The 15,412-nt window shown below is 52.9% G+C and carries 9 protein-coding genes and 2 pseudogenes; 5 read left to right on the top strand and 6 right to left on the bottom strand.

Annotated elements, in window-relative coordinates; translation table 11 throughout:
- Positions 1–71: 71 nt before the first annotated feature.
- From BHAP_RS02485 to BHAP_RS02475, 3 genes are all read right to left on the bottom strand, one after another.
- Positions 72–728: a type I phosphoribosyltransferase gene (locus BHAP_RS02485; RefSeq protein ID WP_094729237.1), complete on the bottom strand. Its 657-nt coding sequence runs from the start codon at positions 726–728 to the stop codon at positions 72–74.
- A gap of 25 nt (positions 729–753) precedes the next feature.
- Positions 754–2,109 (bottom strand): DNA recombination protein RmuC, encoded by a 1,356-nt coding sequence (locus BHAP_RS02480; RefSeq protein ID WP_094729236.1) that lies wholly within the window; start codon positions 2,107–2,109, stop codon positions 754–756.
- A gap of 81 nt (positions 2,110–2,190) precedes the next feature.
- On the bottom strand, positions 2,191–2,472 hold the full coding sequence (locus BHAP_RS02475; RefSeq protein ID WP_094729235.1) for a metal-sensitive transcriptional regulator: 282 nt from the start codon (positions 2,470–2,472) through the stop codon (positions 2,191–2,193).
- Positions 2,473–2,627: 155 nt separating this feature from the next.
- Here BHAP_RS02475 and BHAP_RS02470 point away from each other — a divergent pair, with 155 nt between their 5' ends.
- On the top strand, positions 2,628–5,285 hold the full coding sequence (locus BHAP_RS02470) for an HAD-IC family P-type ATPase (protein WP_094729234.1): 2,658 nt from the start codon (positions 2,628–2,630) through the stop codon (positions 5,283–5,285).
- Positions 5,286–5,754: 469 nt separating this feature from the next.
- On the opposite strand, the gene clpB is transcribed toward BHAP_RS02470, so the two are convergent.
- The gene (gene clpB, locus BHAP_RS02465; RefSeq protein WP_094729233.1) at positions 5,755–8,424 is read right to left on the bottom strand and encodes an ATP-dependent chaperone ClpB; all 2,670 of its coding nucleotides are present in this window, start codon (positions 8,422–8,424) and stop codon (positions 5,755–5,757) included.
- Positions 8,425–8,766: 342 nt separating this feature from the next.
- Between clpB and BHAP_RS02460 the strand changes: the two genes are divergently transcribed.
- A complete protein-coding gene (locus BHAP_RS02460; RefSeq protein WP_094729232.1) occupies positions 8,767–9,696 on the top strand; it encodes an AEC family transporter in 930 nt (309 codons plus the stop codon).
- A gap of 16 nt (positions 9,697–9,712) precedes the next feature.
- Here BHAP_RS02460 and BHAP_RS02455 read toward each other — a convergent pair whose 3' ends face one another.
- Together BHAP_RS02455 and BHAP_RS02450 are read right to left on the bottom strand one after the other, a co-directional pair.
- The gene (locus BHAP_RS02455) at positions 9,713–11,026 is read right to left on the bottom strand and encodes an ATP-binding protein (RefSeq protein ID WP_094729231.1); all 1,314 of its coding nucleotides are present in this window, start codon (positions 11,024–11,026) and stop codon (positions 9,713–9,715) included.
- 217 nt (positions 11,027–11,243) lie between these two features.
- Entirely contained in the window at positions 11,244–11,486 is a 243-nt protein-coding gene (locus BHAP_RS02450) for a hypothetical protein (RefSeq protein ID WP_244569266.1), read from the bottom strand.
- 489 nt (positions 11,487–11,975) lie between these two features.
- On the opposite strand from BHAP_RS02450, the gene rfbB reads away from it, so the two are divergent.
- From rfbB to BHAP_RS02430, 3 genes and pseudogenes are all read left to right on the top strand, one after another.
- Positions 11,976–13,127, top strand: a complete 1,152-nt coding sequence (gene rfbB, locus BHAP_RS02440) for a dTDP-glucose 4,6-dehydratase (protein ID WP_094729229.1) — start codon at positions 11,976–11,978, stop codon at positions 13,125–13,127.
- A 277-nt stretch (positions 13,128–13,404) separates the two neighbouring features.
- A pseudogene (locus BHAP_RS02435) lies at positions 13,405–14,877 on the top strand (sulfatase-like hydrolase/transferase); the annotation flags it as partial.
- A 101-nt stretch (positions 14,878–14,978) separates the two neighbouring features.
- A pseudogene (locus BHAP_RS02430) lies at positions 14,979–15,412 on the top strand (integrase catalytic domain-containing protein); the annotation flags it as partial.

The raw sequence follows: 15,412 nt of genomic DNA, 5'->3' as shown, positions 1-15,412 counted from the left end.
TCTACGATTACCGTAGGCAGTCATCTCGTTATTACATCTATACAGAAGAGCGGGTGAACTGAGGTATCGTGCTATCGCAACTCGGATTCGTGGTAAACCTCAACGAATGGCAGTTCTCGAGTCTCATCGTCAACTGGGTTGATGACTGTAATGGTTGGCTTTTCCATATCAACGCCACCGATCAGTGATGCCACCGCTACGACTTGAGCGCCTTCATGTTCCACAATGCCGAAGTCAAGGCTCAACTCGTTGCCATTGCGTAAGGTCACCAATGAAGACGTTTGCACATACGACTTCTCAGACAACCATGAATCAGCCAGAATGACACGCTTGCCCTTAATGGACGGCCCTTTAATAGACGGATACACGAAATCCATCACAAAACCATCAAGATCTTCGCCGCGTGAAGCTGCCGCGAGAATCATTGAGGTAACCAACGGCACGGCAGCTGCAGTAAGTGCGCCTACTGCATCAAAATCATCCACCGAATAGCCTTGCTCCTCTAATGTATCGAGCAAAATATGACCAGCGATAGCAGCACCACGATGGTCAAACGTCACTGCTGATAGTTCACAGAACGGTTTACCGTCCAGTTCGGTTTTAAGCAGCGTTTTCAGTTGGTCACGAGGGTCAAGCAGTGCGAACGGCGTCTGATCAGCAGAGGCATCTACCTTCGCTGATGAGGAGGATGCAGTACCGGTTTTGCGGAAAGTATGCTCTTCGGTCATGGTTGTAGCCTATCGTCTCGGGCCGTCAATCAGTGTCGGCGTCAGTTTGTGTTTCAGGTGCGGTAAGTTCACGAATATCAGCTTTACCAGAATCGATAATGTCAACCGGTTCAATAATCCGATTCGCATCAATCTTCTGGAGCTTACGTGCAGTCACCAGCACGCGTGATTCCAACGATGTGGCAAATTGATTGTATGCTCCAACGGTTTTTGTAATAGCAACACCGAGTTTGGTGGCACGCTCACCGAGCACCGCAAACCGCTCATACAATTCGCGAGACAGGTCAAACAGTTTCTTAGCATCGTCCGTCAAACTTTGTTGCTGCCATGCGTACGCCACCGATTTAAGCACTGCCCACAATGTCACCGGCGAGGTCAACGCCACCTTGCGAGCAAACGCATCGTCCATCAGCGTAGGGTCTGCTTCGAGCGCTGCCTGTAACAACGCTTCATTAGGAATGAATGCAACCACAAAATCTGGTGCGACATCGAACGCATTCCAGTACGCCTTATCTCCCAATGTTTTCACATGATCGCGCAATGCCCGTGCATGTGCCCGCAGCAAGTCAGCACGACGGTCAAGCTCTTCAGGAGATGCGGTTTCTGGAATTTCACATGCTCTCTGGTAATCCGCGTACGGAACTTTAGCATCAATCGGAATGGTCTTGCCGCCAGGCAAATGCACGATCATATCTGGCCGCTGAATGCGACCATCTTCGCCCGTAACAACCACCTGCGTATCGAAATCGACATGCTCCAGCAAACCTGCCGATTCCACGATATTGCGCAACTGCGCTTCACCCCAGGCACCACGCACCTTGTTATTACGCAAGGCCGCTGATAGCGAGCTCGTTTCACGATCAAGACGAGCTTGCTGCTCGCCAAGCCCTTTGAGTTGCTCACCAAGCGCACCCATCTCCCGTTTGCGGCCTTCTTCAATCTGAGCAACCTTGGTTTGCAACGCGTCCAGATTCTTCTGCACAGGCGCCAGTGCAGCCAATACCTTACTTTGCTCTTCTAGAGAACCAGCCTGTTCTCGCCGTCGACGCTCAGCCTCAGCCGCAACACGATCACGCTCATGTTGGATACGCACTTGTTCAGCCTGTTGTGCTTGTGCCAGCTGTGACTTCGCAAACGATAATTGCTGGCTTAATCCTTCAATCTGCCCACGCAATTGCGCTGTCTGCTCCGTCAACTGCATGATCTGTGTGCGCGCAGAATCACCCTCAGCTTTCGCAGCCTCAAGCTCACCAACACGCGCATCACGCGCCATCTCCTGCCCACGGGATCGCCCTAACAGGAATCCCGCAGCCATTCCCAGCCCAGCCGCCAGCAACATCGCCACGACCAGTACAACTATCATCACCACATTATCGAACATATGTTCTAGTGAATCGTAGGGGCTGGACGGACATCGTTCCGCGTGTCGCGACGGCAACAAACCACGCCACAGCCACACAAACTACGACTTCACCAAACGTGCGATCGCCGCCGACGCTTCCTTAAGTTTGTCGTCTGCAACTTCGCCACCCTCAGCAGTCGCCTGCCGCACACAATGATTTAAGTGATCATCAAGCAGCAGCAGCGCCACTGACTTGAGCGCAGAATTCGCCGCCGCAATCTGCGTCAGCACGTCAATACAGTAGGTATCATCCTCAACCATCTGCGTCACCGCGCGAATTTGCCCTTCGACACGCCGAAGCCTCGCAATCACTTTCGATTTATCTTCGCCATATCCGTGCACAGCACACCTCCTCAAGCCACGATCTTTGCCGTAAGCGCAATCATCAGCAACATCAGTATATACCCTATAGGGGTATATGGTATATCATAGCTATTAGGAGTAATCAGCACATCAAACACTCCACACAGAAAACAGAGAAGAGACGACGATAGCTTATGGAACCAAACATCTTCTTCATCGCCGCGGCATTAATCGCAGCCGCTGCGCTAACGTGGCTCATCATACGATTCTTCTTCGCGCCACGTCGGGGTACTGCCGGCACGCTAACCAATGGCACACAAACCGCCACAATCAGCGTTCGAGGCGGCTACTCCCCCTCGGTGATCGAGATGAAAGCCGGCACCCCGATCACATTGACCTTCGATCGCCAAGAAACCGGCGAATGCACGTCTCACGTCGTGTTCGCAGACCTTGCTATTGACGCAATGCTACCCGGCAACACACGTACCGACGTGCACTTGCCTGCTCTGCCTGCCGGCGATTACCCGTTCGCGTGCGGTATGAACATGGTGCACGGTTTGCTACGAATCACCGGCGACACCCACGATACCGGCAACAGCGCAACCGTACCAGCGAGCGCAACCGTACCAGCAACCGCAACTACCACAACCGCAAACCCAACAAACACCCTGGACGCAGAACGCCGCGAATCCGAGGAACGCGCCAAGGAAATCCGTCAGCTACTCAAACTAGTCGTCATCGGCACCGTGCTTACACTGCCAGTATTCGTACCAATGATGCTTATGCTCATCCCCGGCGCGCATAATGTCGTGCCGATGTGGCTTATGAATCCGTGGTTGCAAGCGCTTCTCATCACGCCGGTCATGTTTTACTGCGGCGCGCCAATTCATCGCGTCGGCTGGCCTGCGCTTATCCATCGCGATCCCGACATGAATTCGCTGGTGACGCTCGGCACGAGCGCCGCTTACCTGTACAGTCTCGCGCTGTGCGTGGCATCGTCGCTGTTTCCGGAAGGTTCTCGCGAGCCGTACTTCGAGTCGGTTGGCGTCGTGATCACGCTAGTACTCGTCGGTCGTCTTTTGGAAACGAAAGCGCGCGAAGGTACCGGCAAGGCTGTGCAGTCACTGATCAAACTGCGCCCGCGCACCGCGCACCGCCTCGTCGACAGCATCTCCAGCAACATCGTCGATAACAGCAACATCAGCACTAACCCCAGCCTCAACAACGGCACCACCATCGCAAACTGGCGCACTCCAGCCAACGCACACGATATCGATATCGACGACGTACAGACCGGCGATCTGCTCGTCGTGCACGCCGGCGAGCGCATCCCGGTCGACGGCGAGCTGGTTGACGGCGAGGCGCGCGTGGATGAGTCGATGATCACCGGCGAGTCGAAACCGGTCGACAAGAAAGCACAACCCACAGCCCAGCACACGACCCAGCCAAACGAGCGCACGTTAACCGGCGCAACCGTTGTGCTCAAAGGCGATCTGTTGATGCGAGCTACGCAGGTCGGCGGCGACACGGTGTTGTCGCAGATTATTGCGATGGTCTCGCGCGCGCAGGCTACGAAAGCGCCGGTACAGAAACTGGCTGATCGAATTGCGCGTATTTTTGTGCCGGCGGTGATGATTATTGCCGTGTGGACGTTTGCGATTTGGTTTGCGTTTGGCCCCGAACCGAAGCTGGCTCACGCTCTGGTGACGGCGGTGAGCGTGCTGATTATCGCTTGTCCGTGCGCGCTCGGTTTGGCGACACCGCTGTCGGTGACGGCTGCGATGGGCGTGGGCGCGACGAACGGCGTGCTGGTTACGTCAGCAAAAGCGTTGGAGCAGGCACGCGATATTCGCACGGTTGTGTTTGACAAGACGGGTACGATTACGCGCGGCGTGGTCGATACGGATGCTGCCGGCGACTCGCCGAGTTACGAGCATGATCCGGTTAAGGATGGCTCGCGTGAAGCTGTTGCCTCGTTACATGCAGCTGGCGTGCGCACGGTGATGTTGTCCGGCGATCGAGCTGAAGTTGCGGCTCGCGTTGCTCGTGAAGTCGGTATCGACACGGTGATCGCGCAAGTTCGACCAGACGGCAAAGCGTATTGGATTGAGCGTTTGCAAACGGAACGCGGCGATCGTGCGAACGGTTTGATCGCGATGGTCGGCGACGGTATTAACGACGCGCCTGCGTTGGCTCAAGCTGATCTTGGCCTTGCGATCGGTACCGGCACTGACGTGGCGATGCAGTCGGCGGATGTGACGTTGATGAACGGCGACTTGCGCGGCGTTGTGAAGACGATCAATTTATCGAATGTGACGATGCGTAATATTCGTGAGAATCTTGCGTGGGCGTTCGGATACAACGTGATCGGTATTCCGATTGCTGCGGGCGTACTGTATCCGTTTACTGGATGGCTGCTGAGCCCAATGATTGCAGGACTTGCGATGGCGTTGAGCTCGGTGTGCTTAGTGCTGAACGCGAATCGTCTGCACGCTGCGACGATCGATCGACTTAATATCGCAAACATTGGCAGCGGTGAGGCACGCGAGCCGAAGGTCATTATTGACGAACACACTGATTTAACACACTTGGAATCAAACGGGCAAAACCGTGATTCCGTAACTACCATGTCCAATACCAATAACAAGGAGCACCATATGGATATGCATCACATGCACATGAACGCCGAGCCAACCGAGGGCGAAACCGCAACTGATCCAGTATGCGGTATGACCGTTGCGGTGAAGCCGGACGCAATCACGCGCGAATATAACGGTACAACCTACTATTTCTGCGGCGAGCACTGCGCAAAGAACTTCGACAAGGCTCCGCAGATCTTCCTCGAGCAGTAGCCCGAGCATAGATCATATAGGCAGCATAGGCCGATTGCTGGCGGACTCATGACAAGCCACGCCGCATCATCAGCCACCTGCCTGATCGCTTTCTCAGTGCGTGGCGGTTTTTGCTCACTGAACTGTCGTCAGTGAGCAAAACCGCCACGCACTCCCATTAGTGGCAGAAAACACTCACTGACACATCACCCAGCGAGCAAAAACCGCCACGCACTCCCATTACTGGCAGAAAACACTCACTGACACACCACTCAGTGAGCAAAAACCGCCACGCGCTCTCATTACTGGCAGAAAACACTCACTGACACACCACCCAGCGAGCAAAAACCGCCACGCAGAAATGGAAACACCGAGGCAGTGCGAACAAAAAGGGGCTGGAAGGAGAATCTCCTTCCAGCCCTCACCGTATAGCAGCTGATCAGCCCCTCACCATATAGCCCATCAGCCCATCAGCCGAATATCCCGCCAATCAGTCCGCGTCAGCCTTCACGCCGTCGACGTGCACCGATCCATCGTCATCCGGGTCGGTCGGCATGGCGTTGAGCTCAAGGTGGTCGCCACCGGTCTGATCAACGAGTACCGTGTCTCCATCGTGCACCTTGCCAGCGAGCAGCATACGAGCCAACTGATCGCCAACCTCAGTCTGCACCAAACGACGCAACGGACGCGCACCATACGCCGGATCGTAACCAGTGTCAGCAAGCCATTCGCGAGCCGCATCGGTGACGTCGAGACGAATACGACGATCAGTCAAGCGAGACGCAACCTGCGCGACCTGAATGTTCACGATGCCGCCAAGCTCGTCGCGGGTGAGCGGATGGAACATGACGATCTCGTCGAGACGGTTCAGGAACTCCGGCTTGAAGTTCATGTGCACCGCGTCCATCACAGCCTTCTTCTTGGCATCCGCATCCATGTCTTGATTGACAAGGAATTGAGAACCCAAGTTCGAGGTCATGATCAGAATCGTGTTCTTAAAGTCCACGGTCCGGCCTTGACCGTCAGTCAAGCGACCATCGTCAAGCACCTGCAACAGCACGTCGAAGACTTCCGGATTGGCTTTTTCAACCTCATCGAACAGCACCACCGAATATGGACGACGACGCACAGCTTCAGTCAGCTGACCGCCTTCCTCATATCCGACGTAACCCGGCGCCGCACCGATCAGACGAGACACAGAAGCCTTCTCCATGTACTCGCTCATATCGATACGAACCATAGCTTTCTCATCGTCAAACAGGAAGTCAGCGAGCGCCTTAGCCAGCTCGGTCTTGCCGACACCGGTCGGTCCCAAGAACAGGAACGAGCCGGTCGGACGGTTCGGGTCAGAAATACCAGCACGCGAGCGACGAACCGCGTCCGAAACAGCCGCGATAGCTTCCTTCTGGCCGATCACGCGCTTGCCGAGATAGTCTTCCATGTGCAGGAGCTTTTCGTTTTCGCCCTGCATCAGACGACCAACTGGAATACCGGTCCATTCAGAGACAATGCCAGCCACCGAATCAGCGTCAACATGATCAGGCACCATCGGTTCAGGTTTGTTCGCACCATTCGCCCCTGCCGCAGTGTCCTCCGCATCAGCCTTTTCGGCCGCGTCCAACTGCTTTTGGATTGCTGGAATTTCGCCGTACAGGATGCGCGAAGCCTCAGCCAAGTTGCCTTCACGCGTGAACTTGTCAGCCTTCACGCGCAGCGCGTCCAACTTGGCACGCAGATCACCGACCTTGTTGTGACCGGCCTTTTCCGCATCCCAGCGCGCCTTCAGCCCGCTTAACTTCTCGCGAGCATCAGCCATTTCCGCTTGGAGCTTCTCAAGCCGCTCCTTAGAAGCCGGATCTTCCGCCTTCTTAAGCTGCATTTCCTCCATCTCGTAACGCGTTACCTTGCGCTGCAACTCATCGATTTCCTCAGGCGAAGAATCAAGTTCCATACGCAAGTGCGCAGCAGCCTCATCGACCAGATCGATGGCCTTATCGGGCAGCTGACGGCCGGAAATGTAACGATTCGACAGCGTCGCAGCCGCGACCAGCGCGTCGTCGCCGATCGTCACCTTGTGGTGCGCTTCGTAACGCTGCTTCAAGCCACGCAAAATCGCGATCGTATCCTCAACAGACGGCTCGCCGACGTACACTTGCTGGAAACGACGCTCCAGCGCCGGGTCCTTCTCAATATTTTCGCGGTATTCGTCGAGCGTGGTCGCACCGATCAGGCGTAGTTCACCACGCGCCAGCATCGGCTTCAACATATTGCCAGCATCCATCGAGCCTTCAGCAGCACCCGCGCCGACGATCGTGTGAATCTCGTCGATGAACGTGATGATTTCGCCGTTCGCGTTCTTGATTTCGTTGAGAACAGCCTTCAAACGTTCCTCAAACTCGCCACGATACTTCGAGCCTGCCACCATCGAGCCGAGGTCAAGCGAGATCAGCTTCTTGTGTTGCAGCGTGGTCGGCACATCGCCAGCGACGATACGTTGCGCGAGTCCTTCGACGACAGCAGTTTTACCGACGCCAGGCTCGCCGATTAGTACCGGGTTGTTCTTAGTACGACGACTCAAGATTTGGATGACACGACGGATTTCCTGATCGCGGCCGATAACCGGATCGAGTTTACCTTCCTTCGCAGCAGCAGTCAGATCGGTCGAGTACTTTTCGAGCGCCTTATACGAGCCTTCCGCGTCCGGACTCGTGACTTTCGCACCGCCGCGAATGGACGGTACGGCCTTGCGTAACGCCTCTGGCGTGACGCCGTTGGCTTTTAAAATATCAGCCGACTGGTTCGGCGCGCTGGCTGCGATACCTATCAGCAGATGCTCAGTGGAAACGTATTCGTCGCCCATCTGCTGCATTTCTTTTTCAGCTTGCGCGAGCGCGGCAGTCAGTTGACGACTTGCTTGCGGCTGCGACGTAGACGAGCCGGATGCGCTCGGCAGCGCGACCAGCGCGTTTCGTACGGCTGCTCCGATAGCTTGCGGATTACCACCTGCCGCTTGAATAAGTCCTTGGATAACGCCGTTTTCCTGACGCAGGAGTGCGTCCATGACGTGCAAAGTTTCGACTTGCGCGTTGCCCGCAGCAGACGCGCTTTGGATTGCGTCGCCGATTACCTGCTGGGCCATTGTGGTGAACTTCTGTTCCATACCAACCTCCCAAAAAGTCTTGCAACCTGCGGTCTGATGTTGATCTCCAACACCGACCGCAAGTCATTCGTTCGTTGTCTGATACGGTCAACCGATACAGGACTCATTCTATTCCCAAAACTTGAGTCAAACACGCTCAAGTTTTGAAGTCCTTTTCTCGGCTCCCCTTGTCAAGGGAGCCACGCACAGCTTTCAATCCCCGCGATCACCACGCAAACACAAACCCACCTCACGCAACGAGCCACGCCTAAACTATGCGTCAGCACACCAAAGCGCTCCCCACGAGCGAAACCGTAAAACCGCAAAAACCGCACGAAACTACGAGAGAAACCATCCACAACCATGATCTTCCAATCCGGCGCACTACTTATCGCCATCCTCGGCACCTACGCACTCAAACATCTGCACGTCTTCGGCGAGCGCGATTACAAAGTCGCGCAAGGCATCGTATTCAACATGACTCTGCCATGCGCGATCATCCTGTCGTTCGCCACCAACAAACACGACATGCGCATGCTGTGGATCGTACTATTCGGCTTCTTCGCCTGCGCAATCCCGCTGTTCATCGTGTACGCTGGCTCACGCGGCGACGAACGTAACTATCGCGCGTTCCAAATGCTTAACGCGTCCGGCTTAAATCTCGGCGCGTTCTGTTTGCCCGTCGTGCAAACGTTTATGGGCGCGTCGGCCGGTCTGCCGATCATCATGCTCGATATTGGTAACGCAACCGTCGCCACCGCCGGCTCGCTGACGATCACGCGCACACTGCTACACATGGATGACAACTTCCGTTCGCTGCCACTCAGGCTTAGACTGCGCAATATTGCGCGCGATTTTCTCGGCTCGATTTCGTTCGATATTTACATGTTGATGCTGATATTCATGTTCCTGCATATCACGATTCCGCAGCCGATTATCACGCTGATCACCCCGTTTGCGAATGCGAACGCGTTTTGCGCGATGGCCATGATCGGTCTCATGATGGAAATTCCCGACAATCGCAAAGACAAAATCGAACTGATGAAAGTGATCGCATGGCGTGCCGTGTTCGGTGTAATTATCGCGCTCGCCGCATGGTTTTTGCTGCCGTTTGACATGCGAATTCGTGAGATTATTGTGCTCGGCTCGTTCGCTCCGATCACGATTTTCTCAACTAAGTTCACTGACTCGCTCACTGGAAACGCGAAACTCGCCGGTTTCTCACTCACCGTTACCGCAATCCTGAGTCTGATCGTCATGACTATCCTGCACGCGCTACTGCCCGGCGCGTGAGATGCTACTACCGGTATTACTGGTTTTCAAGCAGTCCAACCGTATAAACCGGCGCGTACAGAACCTGACCTTCACGGGAGACATTGCACACGCCAAATACATATCCCATGTTGAGATGATAATCAGATTGTGCCAGTACGTTATCTATCGCATGGTGACGTTTATACGATTTGCCGGATTTGACTTCAATCGGTAGCACATTGTCGTTACGGTCCTGAACAAGAAAATCAAGCTCGCCAAACTTCTTACTGTTGTAATAATAAAGTTTGAAACCGCGAGACGTCAGTTCTTGAGCTACAGCATTCTCATATATGGAGCCATAATTGATGTCGGGATTGCCGTTAAGCACATCAAGCGCAGTTTTGCGCAAAAATGAGCCAGTCAGCAGCCCAACATCATTATAGAAAAGCTTAAATAAATTACGTTCCTTACTCATTTCCAATGGAGTACACGGTTCATCCACGTTATACGCTGCAATCGCAACTCCAGCGCCAACCAGCCAATCAAAATCCGAAGCAAGCGCTTTAAAACGTAGCTTCTTGTCGATCTTGGAAAACGTGAACCGTTTATTTGGATTATTCAACTCGCTTGGAACCAAATCGTAAATGGAGCGGATATGCAATCGATCTTCTTTACGAGCGTATTGGCCAATATCGCGACGATATTCACGCTTAATATTTTCCTGTATAGTACGAGCATCCGCGACACTACCGTTGAGTACAAACGATTCAACTGCCGCAGGCATTCCGCCTATCACCAGATACGTATAATACAGTTCCATCAGCCGTCGATGTATAAACTCATCAATACTTTGCTGACGCGAGATACACTCACGAAGCATGTCAAACACTTCGTCCCCAATGTTTTGAGACCAGCAGAATTCCTCGAAATCCAAAGGATACATGTCCAGCTCACTCATGTATCCAACTGGTACGGATCGAATGTCCTCAAGTTCAACGCCAAGAAGTGATCCAGACAGCGCGTAGTCGAAACGCCCGTCATCCACCAGAAACTTAATGGCTGTTACAACTTCTTTGCACTGTTGCACTTCATCGAAGAAAATCAACGTTTTGCCCGGCACTAACGGCGTATTAGCGACAAGCTCAAGCCTCATCAATATATTTTTTGCATCGCGAGGAGTGCTGAATAATGTTGCCAATTCCGGATTCTCGATAAAATTAAGCTCTGCAACGTGCTCATAATGCTGTGCAGCAAACCGTCGAATACTGTATGTCTTGCCAATCTGTCGAGCGCCAGTAACCAACAATGCCGTGCGACGTGGAGCGTTGTGCCACCGTTCCAGTTCAGCCTCAATTTTCCTTCGCAGCATGCGCGCCACCTTTGTCATGGTTCACGTTTTCAAACCATTTTAGCCTTGTACTATTGCGTTTTCAAACCGTTTTATGCCCGTAGAGTTGCGTTTTCAAACCAAAATTTGACATTTCAGTTGCGTTTTCAAACCACGATCAGCCTCACGCAACCTCACCGAACCTCACGCAACCGGCCGATAAAACGTATCAACCACAACCTTGCGCACCCCATCCTCGTTAAGATGAAATATAGGAAATTTGGTAGACCCCCTCGGTCTCCGGTGTGGTCTCGACGGCCACGCCATATTCACAGAAGCCGACCACATCGTCCCTAGACGGAGCGATGCCGGCCACCACAAGGAGTGTGCGTTCGACTCCATCAAATGTTTTGCACACGTTGATATCCCCAATGTAACGTTGCGCATCCATCGTCCATTCGGGACCGTTCGGCTCACAACACTGAAACTGTCTGAGCGCCATCTGATGGTCACTCAGACACTTGCGCTCAACGACGAGGTTCAGAGCCGTTCCTAGTTTCTCCGTGGGTTTTCGCACGTCGCCCCATGTAATGGCGGGCGCTCAGCGACAGCCTCATCCATTTCTCATCGACGCGGTTGCGAGGGATTCCGTCTTCGGGCGGCGTGTATACCGGGATCGGCTTCACACCAGCATCGGTCATGACCACGTCACCCTCCCCAGTTTTTCGTGTAAGTGAGCATATTACAAGGATTCCACATTCCCAGCAAATCGCAGCGATTCCAGATTATCCCCGACATCGGGGATAGATGTTAAGCACGAGAAGGTGCTCAACTCGGTCAGATTCCGCAGCGAAGGGATTACATACGCTATGACCACAGCCATTGGCATCAGTCTGCTACGTGCCAGCGCCTTGCAGGACACGTATCCGCGCACATCCCACGTGCATCAAACTAGGCGGTATGCCTCGACCTGACTCTACGATAAGGTTTCATGAACGAGACAACAGGGGCAGCATCATCCGCAACAGCAGCGCCAGCCGCAACAACCACGCCAACAACAGTAGCGACTGCAACGCCCACACCAGTATCCGAATCACCATCTTCAGTCTTTCATCCTCAGCACATACTGGTGACTGGAGGCGCTGGGTTTATTGGTGCCAATTTCGTACATTGGGTGGCTCGTAACGAGCCGAGCGTGCATGTCACTGTAATTGACGCACTTACGTATGCCGGTAAGCGCGAAAATCTCGACGGAATTGATGCGGACCGACTCACATTTGTACACGGTGATATTTGTGATGCTGCGTTAGTTGAGTCGTTAATAACTGGCAGTTCGCCTGAAAACACCTTGCCACCAATTGATGCGATTATCCATTTCGCCGCAGAATCACATAACGACAATTCGATTCTCGACGCAGCACCGTTCCTACGTACGAATATTGACGGCACGTACGTACTTCTCGAGGTGGCGCGCCGTCATAATCTTCGATTTCATCACATTAGTACTGACGAAGTGTACGGGGATCTCGCACTTGATGAGCCACGCAAGTTCACCGAACTCAGCCCATATAAACCGTCTAGCCCGTACTCGGCGTCAAAAGCCGCGAGCGATCACCTTGTGCGCGCATGGCATCGCACGTACGGTGTACGCGCAACGATCTCGAACTGCAGTAATAATTACGGTCCGTATCAGCATGTGGAAAAGTTTATTCCACGACAGATTACGAATATTCTCGCTGGCATCCGTCCGAAATTGTATGGGCAAGGTTTGGCTGTGCGTGACTGGATTAGCGTGGAAGATCATTGCAGTGCGATCTGGACGATTCTCACGCGTGGTCGAATCGGAGAGACGTATTTGGTTGGCTCGAATGGCGAGCACAGTAATATCGATGTGTTACGTATGATTTTGGAACGTATGGGTCAACCTGCGGATGCGTTTGATCATGTGAACGATCGACCGGGCGGTGACAAACGGTATGCGATTGATGCTACGAAGCTCATGACCGAACTCGGTTGGCAACCACGGTACACAGATTTCGCGCAAGGGCTGGACGATACAATCGCTTGGTATGCTGCTCATCGCGACTGGTGGGAGCCTGACAAAAACGCTACCGAAGAAAAGTACCGGCTGCAAGGCCACTGATCGAGGGTCACCGGTTTTGATGAAATCCATCTCGACTCCCCTTATCAGGGGAGCTGTCAGGGGAGCCGAGGGCTCAACAGAGCGAAAATTCAAAATAGAAGCATGCTCAGCAAAATCACCGCTTTAAGTAAACACTTGGTGAACTTAACCTAAACAATAAGTCCTGAACATGTTATTAGAATGTGTCCGTTACGTTGTAATGGAAGTGAATGGACACATGGCACAGCAGCAGGACGACTACGAATCGAACACCGCATACGGCACGAACGAGAGCGCGATCGCACAAGATACAGTAGCAGCGATCGTAGCAAACACAGTCGTTGCAGATACCACGGATAAAGTAGCAGCAAAGCACTCTAGTTCAACGAGCATCAGTGCAAGAAATAGTTTGCGGATACTGTTTGCGACAATCCTCAACTCTCCTGCAGGCCAAGCAGTAAGCCGAGCAGTATGCACCGTATGGTCACGAATTACACCACTTCTACGCACACTGTGGAGTTCCCGTATTTGCTTCTCGTACGCGTTTTACACGATTGTATTCACACTCATTACTGCAGCTGCAACGGTATTCCTGCAGTGGAGCGTGTACAGCGAGCCAACATATGATGATCCGAATGCAGTGGACGACTATACGAAAGCGTGGAACAGTATCGCTGGTCAGATTACGAAATTCGTGGCGCAAGTTTGGCTGCAAAAGATTAATAATGCGTTGCTGAATTTTCTGATTCTAGGCTTGATGTACCTTGTGCTGGTATTTCTGATCAACCGGTTCTGGATAGCAACAGCCGTGTTTTCAGTTGTGATGACTGCGTTCGCAGTGGCAAATCATATTAAAGTTGAGTTACGTAATGAGCCGATTATTCCGTCTGATTTAAGTTTTGTGTCGGGCGGTAACGGCGGCGAAATTTGGTCGTTTATTCCGCAAGACGATCTTGCGTTAGTGCATGGTTCAATTCGTATGCTGTTCTGGCTGGTGCTGATTTGTGCTGGATTGCAGTTACTTGATCGTCGTCGTTGTGTAATTCCATTCCATTGGCGTCGTCCGTTGCGCAGTCGCATGGTGATTGCTGGCAATATTACGCGATTAATTGCCGTGGTGGTGAGCGCAGCAACACTGTTTTCGTTCACATGGAATTTAGGAATTCCGGGATCATGGTCATATGAGTGGGCAAAAAGTATGGGCGATTCGCCACAGTTATGGGATGCGCTCAGCGATTCTCGTAATAATGGTCCAGCAATGAATTTCCTACGTCTCGCGCATGCAAAGACAATGGAAAAGCCAGAAAATTACAGTAAGAAAGTAATGCAAACGCTGGCCGGTAGATACAAAGCTATCTCAACTACAATAAATCAAACTCGTTCGAATGACATCACAGCCAGTACAGTTATCATGCTTTTATCTGAGACATTCTCTGATCCCATGCGCGTTCCAGGTATTACATTAACCGAAGATCCGATGCCAAATATTCGATCTTTGAAAAATACAACTACGTCTGGTCTAATGCTTTCTCCCGGATATGGTGGTGGAACCGCAAATATTGAATATCAGTCGTTAACTGGATTGAGTCTTGCCCTATTTGATGATTCAATGCAGTCCCCATATCAGGAACTTGTACCACATCAAAAGCACCCATATACTTTTAACCAGATATGGAATGATACGTACGGAGATAACGCGTCAATTGCATTCCATCCTTACTACAAAAACATGTACCTTCGGGATTCTAATTATAAGAAGTTTGGTTTTAGTAGTTTTAGTACGACGTGACTCACGTTTTTTGAGCGCGTAATGGCTAGTGGTGCCTCATCGGAAATGAGCGCGAACGGTACCGGTCCTGTTTGGCTTGTCGTATGGAAGGCAAGATCAGCATGGCGACGAAGCGGCAGGTCACCCTGAGGTTCAGGGACGAGTACATGAAGGCATCGAAGAAGGACAAGGGGCGCATCCTCGACGAGATGTGCTCCGTGCTGAAGATCGGCAGAAGCACCGCGAGGCGCAGGCTCACCGAGGCCGGCACGCAGCCGCGCGAGCTGCCGGCGGCCAGGAAGACACGGCCGAAACGGTATTCGGAGCAGTCGCGCGAGCTGCTGGTGCGGGTGTGGCTGATGATGGATCTGCCGTGCGCGAAGTACCTCAAGCAGATGCTGCCCCTGTGGCTGCCCACGCTGAGAGCCCGTGGCGAGCTTGCCGAGTACGACGGGTTCGCGTTCAACGAATTGATGGCGATGAGCCCGGCCACGATGGACCGGTACCTCAGGAAGACGAGGGACGCGGCGCGTCCGAA

Source organism: Bifidobacterium hapali, from assembly GCF_002259755.1.
Lineage (GTDB): Bacteria > Actinomycetota > Actinomycetes > Actinomycetales > Bifidobacteriaceae > Bifidobacterium > Bifidobacterium hapali.
The sequence above is the reverse complement of the archived record's forward strand: the minus strand, read 5'-3'. Positions and strand labels throughout refer to the sequence as shown.

Excerpts from the sequence above, each read along its gene's own strand:
- BHAP_RS02450 (WP_244569266.1), bottom strand. The coding sequence starts at position 11,486 with ATGGCGCTCAGACAGTTTCAGTGTTGTGAGCCGAACGGTCCCGAATGG.
- rfbB (WP_094729229.1), top strand. The coding sequence starts at position 11,976 with ATGAACGAGACAACAGGGGCAGCATCATCCGCAACAGCAGCGCCAGCC.
- clpB (WP_094729233.1), bottom strand. The coding sequence starts at position 8,424 with ATGGAACAGAAGTTCACCACAATGGCCCAGCAGGTAATCGGCGACGCA.
- BHAP_RS02480 (WP_094729236.1), bottom strand. The coding sequence starts at position 2,109 with ATGTTCGATAATGTGGTGATGATAGTTGTACTGGTCGTGGCGATGTTG.
- BHAP_RS02485 (WP_094729237.1), bottom strand. The coding sequence starts at position 728 with ATGACCGAAGAGCATACTTTCCGCAAAACCGGTACTGCATCCTCCTCA.
- BHAP_RS02455 (WP_094729231.1), bottom strand. The coding sequence starts at position 11,026 with ATGCTGCGAAGGAAAATTGAGGCTGAACTGGAACGGTGGCACAACGCT.
- BHAP_RS02470 (WP_094729234.1), top strand. The coding sequence starts at position 2,628 with ATGGAACCAAACATCTTCTTCATCGCCGCGGCATTAATCGCAGCCGCT.
- BHAP_RS02460 (WP_094729232.1), top strand. The coding sequence starts at position 8,767 with ATGATCTTCCAATCCGGCGCACTACTTATCGCCATCCTCGGCACCTAC.